Origin of the sequence: Paenibacillus mucilaginosus 3016 (assembly GCF_000250655.1) — a bacterium.
GTDB lineage: Bacteria > Bacillota > Bacilli > Paenibacillales > NBRC-103111 > Paenibacillus_G > Paenibacillus_G mucilaginosus.
The window spans coordinates 8,711,637-8,725,227 of record NC_016935.1; the positions used below are offsets into that span (position 1 = coordinate 8,711,637).

Annotated in this window: 15 protein-coding genes and 1 tRNA gene; 3 read left to right on the forward strand and 13 right to left on the reverse strand. The window is 56.1% G+C overall.

Annotated elements, in window-relative coordinates; translation table 11 throughout:
• Nucleotides 1-18: 18 nt before the first annotated feature.
• Complete coding sequence (locus PM3016_RS36525; RefSeq protein ID WP_014372782.1) at nucleotides 19-1,587, reverse strand: peptidoglycan DD-metalloendopeptidase family protein; 1,569 nt, start codon at nucleotides 1,585-1,587, stop codon at nucleotides 19-21.
• Nucleotides 1,588-1,963: 376 nt separating this feature from the next.
• Here PM3016_RS36525 and PM3016_RS36530 point away from each other — a divergent pair, with 376 nt between their 5' ends.
• Nucleotides 1,964-2,221 (forward strand): hypothetical protein, encoded by a 258-nt coding sequence (locus tag PM3016_RS36530; RefSeq protein WP_013921577.1) that lies wholly within the window; start codon nucleotides 1,964-1,966, stop codon nucleotides 2,219-2,221.
• Nucleotides 2,222-2,349: 128 nt separating this feature from the next.
• On the opposite strand, the gene PM3016_RS36535 is transcribed toward PM3016_RS36530, so the two are convergent.
• The 11 genes from PM3016_RS36535 to rpsF all read right to left on the reverse strand — a co-directional run bounded on the left by PM3016_RS36535 (nucleotide 2,350) and on the right by rpsF (nucleotide 12,213).
• On the reverse strand, nucleotides 2,350-3,069 hold the full coding sequence (locus tag PM3016_RS36535; protein WP_014372783.1) for a hypothetical protein: 720 nt from the start codon (nucleotides 3,067-3,069) through the stop codon (nucleotides 2,350-2,352).
• 173 nt (nucleotides 3,070-3,242) lie between these two features.
• Nucleotides 3,243-4,526 (reverse strand): adenylosuccinate synthase, encoded by a 1,284-nt coding sequence (locus PM3016_RS36540; protein ID WP_013921579.1) that lies wholly within the window; start codon nucleotides 4,524-4,526, stop codon nucleotides 3,243-3,245.
• 541 nt (nucleotides 4,527-5,067) lie between these two features.
• The gene (gene dnaB / locus PM3016_RS36545) at nucleotides 5,068-6,435 is read right to left on the reverse strand and encodes a replicative DNA helicase (RefSeq protein ID WP_013921580.1); all 1,368 of its coding nucleotides are present in this window, start codon (nucleotides 6,433-6,435) and stop codon (nucleotides 5,068-5,070) included.
• A 236-nt stretch (nucleotides 6,436-6,671) separates the two neighbouring features.
• Nucleotides 6,672-7,115: a 50S ribosomal protein L9 gene (gene rplI / locus PM3016_RS36550; protein ID WP_013921581.1), complete on the reverse strand. Its 444-nt coding sequence runs from the start codon at nucleotides 7,113-7,115 to the stop codon at nucleotides 6,672-6,674.
• Nucleotides 7,112-9,076, reverse strand: a complete 1,965-nt coding sequence (locus tag PM3016_RS36555; RefSeq protein WP_013921582.1) for a DHH family phosphoesterase — start codon at nucleotides 9,074-9,076, stop codon at nucleotides 7,112-7,114. Before PM3016_RS36555 ends, rplI begins: the two co-directional genes overlap by 4 nt.
• 29 nt (nucleotides 9,077-9,105) lie before the next feature.
• Nucleotides 9,106-10,041 carry a DUF2232 domain-containing protein gene (locus PM3016_RS36560; RefSeq protein WP_013921583.1) on the reverse strand — a complete coding sequence of 312 codons (936 nt, stop codon included), beginning with the start codon at nucleotides 10,039-10,041 and terminating at the stop codon, nucleotides 9,106-9,108.
• Between the two features lie 5 nt (nucleotides 10,042-10,046).
• Entirely contained in the window at nucleotides 10,047-10,349 is a 303-nt protein-coding gene (locus PM3016_RS36565) for a MazG-like family protein (protein WP_014372785.1), read from the reverse strand.
• Nucleotides 10,350-10,397: 48 nt separating this feature from the next.
• Nucleotides 10,398-10,823 carry a CBS domain-containing protein gene (locus PM3016_RS36570; RefSeq protein WP_014372786.1) on the reverse strand — a complete coding sequence of 142 codons (426 nt, stop codon included), beginning with the start codon at nucleotides 10,821-10,823 and terminating at the stop codon, nucleotides 10,398-10,400.
• A 198-nt stretch (nucleotides 10,824-11,021) separates the two neighbouring features.
• Nucleotides 11,022-11,312: a 30S ribosomal protein S18 gene (gene rpsR, locus PM3016_RS36575; RefSeq protein WP_013921587.1), complete on the reverse strand. Its 291-nt coding sequence runs from the start codon at nucleotides 11,310-11,312 to the stop codon at nucleotides 11,022-11,024.
• Between the two features lie 43 nt (nucleotides 11,313-11,355).
• Nucleotides 11,356-11,841 carry a single-stranded DNA-binding protein gene (gene ssb / locus PM3016_RS36580; RefSeq protein WP_013921588.1) on the reverse strand — a complete coding sequence of 162 codons (486 nt, stop codon included), beginning with the start codon at nucleotides 11,839-11,841 and terminating at the stop codon, nucleotides 11,356-11,358.
• An 87-nt stretch (nucleotides 11,842-11,928) separates the two neighbouring features.
• On the reverse strand, nucleotides 11,929-12,213 hold the full coding sequence (rpsF, locus tag PM3016_RS36585) for a 30S ribosomal protein S6 (RefSeq protein ID WP_013921589.1): 285 nt from the start codon (nucleotides 12,211-12,213) through the stop codon (nucleotides 11,929-11,931).
• Between the two features lie 242 nt (nucleotides 12,214-12,455).
• Here rpsF and PM3016_RS36590 point away from each other — a divergent pair, with 242 nt between their 5' ends.
• Nucleotides 12,456-12,641, forward strand: coding sequence for a YjzC family protein (locus PM3016_RS36590; protein WP_013921590.1), 186 nt, complete (start codon nucleotides 12,456-12,458; stop codon nucleotides 12,639-12,641).
• Nucleotides 12,642-12,726: 85 nt separating this feature from the next.
• The gene (locus PM3016_RS36595) at nucleotides 12,727-12,978 is read left to right on the forward strand and encodes a hypothetical protein (protein ID WP_013921591.1); all 252 of its coding nucleotides are present in this window, start codon (nucleotides 12,727-12,729) and stop codon (nucleotides 12,976-12,978) included.
• 455 nt (nucleotides 12,979-13,433) lie between these two features.
• Here PM3016_RS36595 and PM3016_RS36600 read toward each other — a convergent pair.
• Nucleotides 13,434-13,524 (reverse strand) — tRNA-Ser (locus tag PM3016_RS36600).
• Between the last annotated feature and the right edge of the window lie 67 nt (nucleotides 13,525-13,591).

Below are 13,591 nucleotides of genomic sequence, written 5' to 3' on the forward strand. Positions count from 1 at the left end.
AGTCAGGTGTCTGCCCTCTTACCGGTTCAGGAACTTCAGCGGATTCTGCGGGCTCTCGTTCACCTGAATCTCAAAGTGCAGATGCACGCCCGTCGAATGGCCGGTGGAGCCCATATAGCCGATCTTCTCGCCCTTCTCGACGATCTGGCCGACCTCCACGTTAATCTCGCTGAGATGGCCGTATAGCGTCCGGTAACCGTTCAGGTGGTCGAGGATGATGCATTTGCCGTAGCCGTCCTTCGTGCCCGCGAAGACCACTTTGGCATTATCCGCCGCCATGATGTTGCGGTTGCCGGTCAGGTCGATCCCCTTGTGGAGAGCGCCCCAGCGCGTACCGAAGGTGCTTGTGATGTTGGCCGAAGCCACCGGCCAGGCGAACTTGCCTGTACCTTCGCCCTTGACGACCTTCGTGCCTTTTCTCTGCACCTCTTTGACCGGCTGCTTCACGATCTCTTCGCTAAGAAGGGTCTCGTTCTCGAGCATACCGTTGACCTTGGTGAGCTCGAAGGTTACCTTCTTCATGCCGTTCTGGCCCGGAGAGATGACTTCCACCGTACCCAGACGCATGCTGTCATCCTGCTGATACTCGATCTCATGCTGGATCTCCTGGCTTTCAACCACCTTCTCCACCGTCCGTACGGACAAGGCAGGCTGAAGGACGGTCAGGTCGAGCACCTGGCCCACTTTGATCATATCATCCGTTATGCTGGGGTTATTCTGATAGATGACCTGCTTCGGGATGCCGAACTGCTTGGCAATGCAGCCGACGCAGTCCCCTTCCTGCACCGTATATTTGGTCGGGGCCATATTGCCTGTCTCGAGCTTCGTCTGCAGCTCCTCCGGCTTCATCAGATCCTTCGGATCGATCTTGACCTCCTGGAATTCCACCTGCTCCACGAAATCCGCCTTCTGCAGCTCCGTCGATACCGGAACCGAGGAAGGAGCGGAGAGCACGGTCACTTTGCCCGGCTCTTTCTTACCGGCAACGGAAGCTACAGCCTTCTGCTTGATGTGCTCCAGCACCTGCTTCGCCGTCGCCTCGTCTTTGACGACGCCGGCCGGTTTGCCGTTGACGATGAGCTGTACCCCTACCGGATAGCTGCTGAAGTAGCCTTCCAGCTCCTTCAATACGCCCGCTTCATCGCCCTTGGGCTTGAAAGCCTTTTCAGCCTTAAATTCGATCTTCGGCTCGACGACGACCATCTTGGCTTCGCTTGTCGCCTTCGAGAGCTCTTCGCGCTTCGACTGCTTGAATGCTTCGACCTGCGACGGGTCCACCACCCTGCCGATCTCATCCCCGTTGGCGTAGACACGATAGGTATCGGCCATACCGGCCTCCACGTAAGAATGCCCGCCCCACACGACCGCAACCATGAATGCTGCAGCCGATACCGTCCGGAATACCATTCCTTTATGTACTACAACCGTTTTTTCTGTATGTGAAAGCGGAGTTCCCGCTTCTTGTCCATCTTCGGAGCCTGCTGCTGCGACCTCATCTGCAAGTACCATGCTGTCGGAGCGCTTCTCGGATCCTCTAAGCTTGTTCATCAGGTCCTTGAACCGTTCCATGCCCTTGAAAACGTTCATCTTCTTCTCCTTTTAAGCCGTTTTTTGCCGCACTCGACAATCAGCCGCAGGCTCTTGGCTCATACGTGAACCCCTGCGCTGTCTTCCTGACCCCTTCGTACGAAACTGCCGCGGCGCTGTTCTTTGCAAAGAACAATCTACCGTTTGGATAGAAGCCGGGCTCCCCGCCCACTCCAATCAGCTGCGCACAACAAAGAATCCCCGGGCCTCCGGGTCTCAGGCTGCTTACGATTTGCACATAAAAACACCTAAAATTAGGGACGATAACCATAGTTCCAAACTTCTTTACATACTGTACCATAGGAAGTCTACCATTTTCAACAAAACGTGAATTACCACACAGTTTGATAGATTATGGCGAAAGGGGACAGCATCGATGGAAAACTTAACAGCCTCCTTCCGAAGCCCGGCCGACAGGGAACAGGCGGCGGAGGCACTCCGAAAGCAGGGTGTCGTGGATCTTCAGTTTGAATCCGGCACGGCGGAAAAAGCCTTCTCCCCCTCCGCTCTGGCCATGAGCCGCGGAGAGACGGACAGCGGTTCCCACGGGAGCTGGACTATGCAGATTCTCGTGGAATCCTCGCGGCGCCGGCAGGCCGAAGACACCGTCGTTCACTTCGGTGGACAATACTAGAAGATTCGCAGTGCAGCGGATTCCTATGAGGGTATGAGGGGGAGGAAACATTATCCACCAGGTACGCTGTCTTGGTGAGATCTACATTCTTATAGGTTCAAAAAAACGCCCTGCGGCTCAAATGAGCCTCAGGGCGTTTGCGTGGGCGCTTGCTTCTCGATGATCCCGAGCAGCAGCTGCTTGTATTCCTCTTCCTTCAGATGCCTCTGCAGCACCTGTTCCAGCTCCTTGATCTCGGCTGCGGTGATGCCGTCCTCCAGCAGCAGCGAGATCTTCTGCATCTCTTCCGGCGGCACCCGGTTATACAGCATCCCGAACACCTTCGTCTTGTCGCTTTCGGATAGGGCGTCCTTCAGCTTGTTGAATTCTTCGCCGGACACGACGACCTTCTTGTCCGCCTCCAGCGCTGCCTCCCCGCTTCCCTGCAGCTGTGAGGACGACTGCCGGCTCCAGACGGCTACCGCATCGTCCGGCTTCCGGTACGGGTCGGCCGTGCTCTTGTCGCCCGCGCCAGGAGCGGTCCCGCTTCCAGTGCCGCCGCTTCCTCCGCTGGTGGTGCCGGATTCCGCTGCCGGAGCTGTACTTGCCTGCGGCTGTGCCGCCACGGCCAGGTCCTTGCCGCTTGGCAGTGCCTGCTCCGAAGCTTCCGAACCCAGGCCCAGCTGGGCGCTGAACCGGCCGGCAAAGCCGCCCCAATCGATCTTCTGCCCGGCCGGCCGCTGGATATGATACTGGTCGAGGAGCATCTCGACATACGTATTCACGGCCAGAAACGTCAGCGCCACGCAGCATACCGAGGTCACTGCCGCCGTCAGCCCCAGCTTGATCAGGCTTTTCATCCACTTCATACTTCCTACGCTCCCTCCCGGATCAGTCCCTCTTCCCTATCAGTATGGACCTATTTGCGGGAACTCAACCGCGGGGAGCCCTAAGCAGACCAAAAACCCCGGAGGTCCGAAGGACCATCCGGGGTCTATATGCCGCTGCCTATGATGAAGGCGGCGGCAGGCGTATCGATCTCTTAGTAGATCGGCGCTACGAGATTCGTCTGCTCACGGTTGCGGCCGACGGAGAAGATCGCGATCGGAATCCCTGTCAGCTCGGAGACACGCTCCAGATACTTGCGGGCATTCTCCGGGAGATCCTCCATGCTGCGGACATTCGAGAGGTCCTCGGACCAGCCTGGAAGCTCTTCGTACACCGCTTCGCACTCTGCCAGCATCTTCAGGGATGCCGGGTAGTGCTCGATCACCTCACCGCGGAACTTGTAGGCGGTGCAGATCTTGACGGTCTCGAGACCGGCCAGCACGTCGAGGGAGTTCAGGGACAAACCCGTAATCCCGCTGACACGGCGCGCATGGCGCACGACGACGCTGTCGAACCAGCCGACGCGGCGCGGACGGCCGGTGACCGTACCGTACTCGTGGCCCTTCTCACGGATCCAGTCGCCGGTTTCGTTCGTCTGCTCGGTAGGGAACGGACCATCCCCTACGCGGGTCGTGTAGGACTTCGCCACACCGATGATCTGCTTGATCTTCGTCGGGCCTACGCCCGAGCCGATGCAGACCCCGCCGGCCGACGGGTTCGAAGAGGTAACGTACGGGTACGTCCCCTGGTCGATGTCGAGCATGACGCCCTGTGCGCCTTCGAAGAGCACCTTCTTGCCATCGTCGATCAGGTCGTTCAGCACAACGGAAGTATCCGTAACATAAGGACGGATCTGCTCGGCGTAGCCCAGGTATTCCTTGATGATCGTATCGGCATCCAGGCCCTCGGAGCCGTATACCTGACGGATCAGCACGTTCTTCTCGGCGACGAGGTGGCGCACTTTGCGCTCGAACTCTTCCGCGTCCAGCAGGTCGGCGATCCGGATGCCGTTGCGAGCAGCCTTGTCCATGTAGCATGGACCGATGCCCTTGCGCGTCGTGCCGATCTTGTTGTCGCCCTTGCGCTCTTCTTCAAGGCCGTCGAGCACGAGATGATACGGCATGATGACGTGAGCGCGGTCGCTGATGCGCAGGTTGTTGGTCGTGAAGCCATTGTCATGGATGTAGCGGATCTCCTCGAGCAGCGCGCCCGGATTGATGACCATGCCGTTGCCGATGACACAAACTTTATCTTCATAAAAAATGCCCGATGGAATCATCGTCAATTTATACTTTTTATCGTTGATAATGATGGTATGCCCTGCATTGTTTCCGCCCTGGTAACGAGCTACAACTTCTGCGGATTCCGCCAGAAAATCGGTAATCTTTCCTTTTCCTTCGTCTCCCCATTGGGTACCGACAACTACTACCGTTGACATGTTAACCTTTCCCCCTGAGAGGTGGAAACCACCTAAGTTTTGCCTTTAGGCATCCTGGACGGGCATCCGAACCTGAGACATCGGAGCCGCTGCCAAAGCACCATGATCAGTTTAGCAGTACACCGCGGTAAAGTCAACGAAAACGAACAATTTATAGACCCATTAGCACATCGTTCGGAAAATGTTCAAGGTCAGGCACAAGTTTCCCGCATCATCCTTCCTAATCCGTTTGCAGTCCGCATAATCACGCGGAAAAGGTCCCAAGCCGGCGATACAAGGGCAGCCCGATATCTATGTTCCAGCCATGGACTTCCTCCCGAACGGCCGTCCTTATTTCTATTGTTACCAACATCCGGTCATTCTTCCGTTGAGCAACGTGATTGCTTAGGCCTCCCCGCCCTTTTATGGCGTCCCCCTACTTTCTCGTCCAACAAAAAAAGAAAAACAGCCGGGCCTAAGCCCAGCTGTTCTCGTGGTGTGCTTTTGATGATTTGTTCCTCGTGCAACAAGCTGAATGCCATTAAACATCTGCCCTATGCCGCTATCTGGCCGCACCGGCCGGCTCCTGGTGCGTCCGGTCGAGCCCGACGAACTTGTTGTAGTTCTTCAGGAACGCCAGCTCTACCGTGCCTACCGGGCCGTTACGCTGCTTGGCAATGATGATCTCGATGATGTCCTTCTTCTCGGATTCCTTGTCGTAGTAATCGTCACGGTACAAGAACGCGACGATGTCGGCATCCTGCTCGATCGAACCGGATTCCCGGAGGTCGGACATCATCGGACGCTTGTCCTGCCGCTGCTCTACGCCACGGCTGAGCTGCGACAGGGCAATCACCGGCACGTTCAGCTCTCTGGCAATCTGCTTCAGCGTACGCGAGATCTCAGAGACCTCCTGCTGCCGGTTGTCGCCCTTCCCGCGGCCATGGATGAGCTGCAGGTAGTCGATCAGGATCATCCCGAGGCCCTTCTCCTTCTTGAGCCGCCGGCACTTCGCACGGATATCCGCCACCGTTACCGAAGGGGAGTCGTCGATGTAGATGTTCGCTTCGGACAGGGAACCGATCGCCATCGTCAGCTTCTCCCAGTCGTCGTTCTCGAGGAAACCGGTCCGCAGTCGTCCCGCATCCACGTTGGCCTCGGCACAGATCATACGGTTGACGAGCTGCGCCGCCCCCATCTCGAGCGAGAAGATGGCAACGGTCTCCTTCTCGCGTACGCCGATGTTCTGCGCGATATTGAGGGCGAAGGCCGTCTTACCTACGGAAGGACGGGCCGCCACGATAATGAGGTCCGACCGCTGAAAGCCCGAAGTCATCTTGTCGAGGTCGGCGAAGCCGGAGCGCACACCGGTCGTGCTGCCCTTCTGGTTGTAGAGCATCTCGACCTTGTCGAACACTTCCATGAGCACGTCCCGGATGGCATGGAAGCCCGAGCCGGACCGCGACTGCGAGATCTCCATGATGCGCGCTTCGGCATCGCTGAGCAGGCTGCCGACGGTGTCTTCTCCCGAGTATCCGTCGGTAACGATCTGCGTGGCCGTCCGGATCAGTCTCCGCAGCATCGCTTTTTCTTCGACGATCTGTGCGTAATAATCGACGTTCGCCGCCGTCGGAACCGCGTTAGCGAGCTCCGAGAGGTAGGTGATCCCCCCTACATCCTCGAGCTGCTTCTTGTTCTGCAGACGCGCGGTCAGCGTGATGAGGTCGACCGGCTCGTTCGCTTCGGCCGTCTCGATCATCGCCTCAAAGATGAGCTGGTGGGCGCCGCGGTAGAAATCTTCGCTCTTCACCCGTCCCATCGCTGTCGCAAGCGCATCACCGTCGAGCATGATAGCTCCGAGGACGGCCTGCTCCGCTTCCACATTCTGCGGAGGGATGCGATCCATAAACATTTTCTCGTTCACGTTCATCCGTCTTCCTCCCCTGATGTACACTGATGCCTGGTAACCCGGGATCCCCTAACGCCTCCCGCCGGTGCCAACAGCCGGTACTTCGAGGCGCAGGACGACGAAGAGCAGGCATCTGGTTCCCGCCCGCTCTTGCGCCGCCATCCTTATGACTTCCTACATGGTATATCGACTAATGGGAACCATTCCAACAGCGGATTCCCCATCCACTTGTTCCCTTCCTGTACTACCGGACCGTCTTACTCTTCCGTTACGTGCACCTTCAGCTTCGAAGTCACTTCCGGATGCAGCTTCACGACAACTTCGGTTACGCCGAGCGTACGGATCGGCTCATCCATGACAATCTTGCGCTTGTCGAGCTTCACGCCCAGCTTCTCGAGCGCTTCCGCCACCTGCTTGTTGGATACGGCGCCGAAGAGACGTCCGTCCGCACCCGACTTCGCTTTGACGCCTACCGTCATCTCGGCGATCTTGCGTCCGAGTTCCTCCGCTGCCGCTTTTTCTTCGGCTTTCTTGCGGTCTTCGGCTTTCTTCTGGTTATCGAGAACCTTCAGCGTCGAATTGCTTGCCGGCGCCGCCAGGTTTTGTTTGAACAGGAAGTTGGCTGCATAGCCTTCGGATACTTCTTTCACTTCACCTTTCTTGCCTTGGCCTTTCACGTCTTTCAGGAGGATAACTTTCATTCGAATAACCCCTCTTCCGCATGAATTTCACTTAAAATTTGTTTGAGCTGCTGGGTCGCCTGGGACAGCGTGCCTTCGATCTGGGTCGCTGCATTCGTCAGGTGGCCCCCGCCGCCCATCCGCTCCATTACGACCTGTACGTTCATCTGGCCGAGCGAGCGGGCACTGATGCCGATGCGGCCGTCCGGACGCTCCGAGATCACGAAGGAGGCCAGGATGCCGGTCATCGTAAGCAGCGTGTCGGCCACCTGGGCGATCAGCAGCTGGGAATACTTGCGTCCCGGCTCGTTCACCGCCAAGGCGATGTGATCGTAGATCACGACCGCATTCTTGATGATCTCGGCCTTCTGGATGTACTGCTCGAGGTCTTCCTTCAGCAGCCGCTGGATCAGCGACGAATCGGCGCCGTTGCGGCGCAGGAACGATGCCGCCTCGAAGGTCCGCGCCCCGGTCCGGAGCGAGAAGCTCTTCGTATCGACCACGATGCCGGCCAGCAGCACCGTCGACTCCAGGACGCCCATGGTGAGCCGCTCGTGAAAATACTGCAGCAGCTCCGTAACGAGCTCGCACGTCGAAGACGCATAAGGCTCCATGTAGACAAGCGTCGCGTCTTGAATAAAGTCCTCGCTGCGCCGGTGATGGTCCACGACCACCTTGCGCTGCGTCATCTGCAGCAGCCGCGGCTCCGGCGTCATGGACGCCTTGTGCGTATCCACGACGACCGCGAGCGTCCGGGCATTCGTAATCTGCATCGCCTGCTCCGGCGTAATGAACCACCGGTTGAGCTTCTCGTCCTCGTAGATCGTCTCCATCAGCTTCTGAATGGACGGATTCACGCCCTCAAGGACGATATAGCCTTCCTTCGTGCTGACATGGGCCATCTTCAATACGCCGATGGCCGCACCGATCGCATCCATGTCCGGATTGCGGTGGCCCATGATGATGACCTTGTCGCTGTCCTTGATGAGATCGCGCAGCGCATGCGAGATGACCCGGGCTCTCACGCGGGTCCGCTTCTCGATCGCATTGGTCCGCCCGCCGTAGAACGACAGACGCTCGCCGACCTTCACGGCTGCCTGGTCGCCGCCGCGGCCGAGTGCCATATCCAAGCTCGTCTGGGCCCAGTGACCGAGCTCCACGAGGTTCTCCGCCCCCGAGGCGATCCCGATGCTGAGCGTCATCGGCAGCTTGTTCTCGATGGTGATGTCGCGGACCTCATCGAGCAGCTCGAAGCGTGACTGCTCCAGCGCCTTGAGGCCCTTCTGGTCCATGAGCAGCATGTACCGGTCGGACGACGTCCGGCGCAGGTACACCTGATGCTTCTGGGCCCACTCGGTAATCTCGCCGGTGACCTTCGCCATCATGATGCTCCGCGTCTGGTCATCGAGCCCCTGCGTCGCTTCGTCCAGGTTATCCATCATGACGATGCCGATCGCCAGACGCTCTTCTTCATAGCGCATCTGCAGCGACTTCGCCGCCGTAATGTCGGTAAAGTACATCAGACGCTCATCCGGCTTGATCTGCACTTCGAAGATTTGGCCTTTGCCCGCCGTGATTTCCATACGAAGGTCTTTTTCCTTGCGGTTCTTGAGCTGAGGAAACTTCTCATAGAGCCCCTCGCCAATCAGCGAGTCTTCCCCGAGCATCTTGGCCACGAACGGATTGTGCCACTCGATCACCTTCTCCTCATTATAGAGCAGAATGCCAAGCGGCAGTTCATGAATCACCTCGCTGCCCGCCCGCTTCACGCGGTGGGACAAGGTCGATATATAATCCTGGAGCTCTGCACGGAACGCCCGCTCCGCTTTGAAGGTAAAATAAACAAGCAGACCGGACAGCAGCAGTGCAATCACGCCAACTTCCCACTGATACAGGAACATCAAGAAGATGAGCGCAGTCAGCAGGGCGAATATCCATACGATATGCATCCCCTGCCAACGCTTTAACAGGAACTTGGGCATTTCACTCGCTCCTACTCCCTTGGGTTATGTCACTTCCGGGCCGTCAACCGATCCCGGAGCGGAAACGCCACATCGAACACACCCAACAAGCTGAACAGAAAATAAGCCGGCACCGGGAACATCAGCAGAATAATAATCCCCGCGATGGGCAGCGTCTTGTTCCATCCTTTGATATGCGCCACATAAAAAAGGAAGGCAATCGCCTGCACCGAGAATGCCATCATCAGCAGCGGCAGCAGGTTCAGAATGACAGAGAACACGACCGAACGGGAATCCCGCACGAACATTTCGAGCAGCAGTCCGATGAGATACAGCCAGATGAAGGATCTTGGCAGCATCCAATCTTTGACCGCCCGGAATGCCGGCAGCGACTCTCCCATACGCACCAGCGCTTTGCGTGCCAGCCAGTGGGTTACGATGATATAAAAGAGCGAGAAGCCGATCATATACAGCGGAAGCAGCTGGACCATGATCTGGACCAGTTCATCCACATCAATCCCCATCAGCCCCTGCAGCTGCGGAGGCAGCGTCTCGACGCTCTCGATCATGAACTGCTTCATCCGGCCGACCGGATTGAGTCCCATCAGGTGAATGACGACGAAGCTGAGCAGCAGCTCGGCAAGCAGTGTAACCACACCGGCGGTCAGTACGGTTCGGGCCGTGGCCCGCTTCTTATATAAGTTCCCCATCTGGATGACCGGCGGCAGGAAAAATACCGAGAGCGCCACCAGGAATACACCCAGCCAGGGGGCCAGCCACAACGATGTAATGAGATACACCACAGCCAGCGAAATCGCGTAATGCGCAACGAACGGCTTGGTGCCCAGCCTCACGTACATGACCAGCACGGGGATCATCACCAAAGCGATCGTTAGCAGATTCACAAGGGGCAGCATGGTGGAGAGTAATATCAGGATATAGGCTATGCTCCAGCCGAGCATGCGGGGGATGCGCTTTCCTTCCAAACCGTTCACCTCTTACGCAAATGATCTTCCAAAACGGAGATGTCTCCGTACCATTCCTCGAGCTGATGCCCTTCTTCCCGGTGCTGCTTCATCTTGTCGAGGATTGCCTCGTCCAACTTGCGTGGAGAGATGCCGAGACGCCGGCCGAGGATATAGCAGGAGGCAATGAGGCTGGCGAGGCCGTCAACGATTTTGTGCTGGCTTCCTTCCCACATGCCCTTCAGCAGATGGGATAACTGATCGACAAGTTCGGTCTTCAGCCATTCGATGATTTTGGCCCGTTTGGCCAAATCCACATCTCTATCCATAGGTGACCCGCCGCACTCCCCTCTGCCCAGACACTTTTAACTATTATATCATACTTCGCTTACCTTTTGTTCGGACTGCCAGAGCTTGAAGCAGTAATCAATGATTTCTCTTCTGCGGATAATGCCGATGAAGACGCCGTTATCATCTATGACGGGTACGTAGTTCTGATTGGTGGCGAGCGTAATCAGGTCCTGCATCTGCTGGTCGATCCGAACCGGCTTGATGGCCATATGCTGCGGCACGTCCTTCAGCTGCACTTTATGCGCCCCTTCGAAGCCGATCTCCGGAGAGCGCTTCAACTTCCACAGCAGATCCCCTTCCGTGATCGTGCCCACGTATTTGCCGTGTTCGTCGATCAGCGGCACAGCGGAATACCGGTGATACTCCATCCGCTCGAGCGCCTGGCGCATCGTCGAATGGGGCGACAGGTAGATGACCTGATCCTTCGGCACGAGGAAAAAAGCAATATTCACAGTTCTCCCTACCTTTCTCTACTCCCGCGCTGCTGCGCGGGCGGCTTGCCTTCTCATCATATCATGATACGCACCCCAATGAAAAATAAGACGTACCTGGGGCACGCCTGCATATCGGAAGAGGGCCTGGGACAGCACCTTCGTAAAAAAAAGAAACAGCATCCCTGCGGGCAGGGTGCTGCTCTTCTCGGCCGAAGCCTATTCCGTTGTATAAGGCAGCAGGCAGATCTGACGGGATCGCTTGATTGCGATCGTCAGTGCACGCTGATATTTAGCGGAGGTACCAGTCACACGACGCGGAAGGATCTTACCGCGCTCAGAGATGAACTTCTTGAGCGTTTCGATGTCCTTGTAGTCGATGTGCTTGATTTTGTTAACGGTGAAGTAGCAAACTTTACGGCGCTTGCCGCCTTTTTTGCCACGACCGCTGAACTTTCTTTCGCCGCGCTCACCGCGGTCTTCGGAACGTTCTCTTTTCTCGAATGCCATTTGTCTCCATCCTTTCTACGTGGATTTGTTCCTGCCCTTCTAATTAGAACGGCAAATCATCATCGGAAATATCAATCGGTCTGCCGTCATCCTGGAAAGGATCCTGTTGCTCGCGTCCTCCGCCATAGCTGCCACGGTTACCGCCTCCACTGCTGCTTCCACCACCGCTGCTGCCTCCCATGCCGGAGCCGTCTTCACGGTTCCCGCTGTTCGGCGATTCCAAGAAACGCACATTGTCGGCAATGACTTCCGTCACGTATACGCGGCGGCCTTCATTGTTATCATAGTTACGCACTTGAATGCGGCCTTCCACTGCAGCGAGCCGGCCTTTGCGAAGGTAATTCGCACAGGTTTCCGCGAGCTGGCGCCAAGTCACGACCGGAATGAAATCCGCTTCGCGCTGTCCTTGGTTGCTCGAGAACGGCCTGTCTACCGCCAGAGTGAACTGGGTAACAGCCACGCCTGCAGGCGTATAGCGAAGCTCAGGGTCACGTGTCAGTCTTCCGATCAGAATCACACGATTCAACATCCGTATTCCCTCCCGGATCCGCTGATGCACTTCCAAAGCCCATAGGGCTTTGAAGTCAACAGCATGCTCAATTACGGCTTACAAGCCTTAGGCTACGTCGCGAACGATCATGTAACGAATGACTTCATCAGAAATCTTCATTACGCGGTCAAGTTCCGTGATAACTTCATTCGTTGCGTTGAAATGAACCAACACATAATGACCTTCACGAATCTTGTTGATCTCATACGCAAGACGGCGCTTGCCTTGCAGGTCTTGTTTCGTAACCTCGCCACCGTTGTTGATGATGTTTTGGAACTTCTCCACCGTAGCTTGAACAGCTTCCTGCTCGAGATCCGGACGGATAATGTACATCACTTCGTATTTGCGCATGTTGCCACCTCCTTTTGGACTAACGGCCCCTAGCTCGGCGATGCCGACAGGAGCAAGGAGCAAGAATGAATACTCAAACTCGCACCAAAGTAGTATACCAAATATAGAAGCCCAAAGCAAGCTTTGACTGGACTAGATTTATAGCAGTACGGCCTGCCATCCTTGGTAATTATTAAGCCTCATGCTTCCTGCAGCTCATGGAAAATCTAACATTACATCAACTGTGCAGGAGGTGAACTTTCATGGGAGAGTGGACACAGTTTCGCCCCGGCGATCACGCGCCGAATGACGGCGAATATATGGAGATCGGCGAAGACGCCTTTCATATGGGCATTAACAACCCAAAGATGATTACTCTGAAGAAGGGCGACAAATTCCCGGAGACAAGCAATCATAACCGCAAGTGGAAAAAAGTATTCCGCGGCTGATCCTGCCGGCCTCATCCGTTCGGCGGACTCCGGTCGCCGGACGGTTTTGCTTCATCAGCGGCGACGACGAAAGGAGGCGCCCCAAGTGCGCTACAGATATACGCTGCTCATGACCCTGATCGGTGCAGTCCTCAGTTTGGTTCACTACATCGGGCATGAGAATGATGCGATTTACCTTCTCTTCTATTCGTTTAGTGTACCGGCTTGGTTCTACCCCATCTTCCAATACACCGACGTGAACCCCCTGATCCTCTACCTGCTCACCATCGCATCTTGGACGGTGATTGGATATGCGATCGACCGCTTTGCCGTATACCGCCGGACACGCAGCCGGTAATCCACCAGCCCTCCTGACCAGACAAGGAGGGTTTATTTGTTTGAATTGTGGACAATGTAAAGATATCCAGTTATCCACAACCCCATTTGTGAATTATGTGAATTGTCAGTCTCTTTAAAGTATCCCCATGTTGATAAGTTGGCGTTATACATGGGATTATGCTTGGTTTTTACATAGCCCAGTTATCCACAGCTCCATTCTGGTCCTGGCTTTGACTGCTGTCATTTGGACTGCTTGAAGTCATGCCTTGCCCAATTCATTCAAAATCCCGGTGACCACCAGGATGACCGGTTTCACTGGTCATGTTATGTTCCCCGGGCCGGAACACTTTCTTTGGAGCTCGAGTCGGTGCGGCCGGGCTTTTTCCTTTTGTTTGGCAATGAAAAAAGGCCCTCTGCATCAAAGATACAGAAGGCCTTCTTATTAAACCGCTAAACAGCGTTTCCATTCGATGGTGGCGGAAAGAGTGGGATTCGAACCCACGCACGGCTTGCGCCGCCTAGCTGATTTCGAGTCAGCCCCCTTGGGCCTCTTGGGTACCTTTCCGCATTTCAAATATCCAAAGGGACAAGTAGTATAATATCATAGAACCTATCCGCTTTGCAAGTCCCCG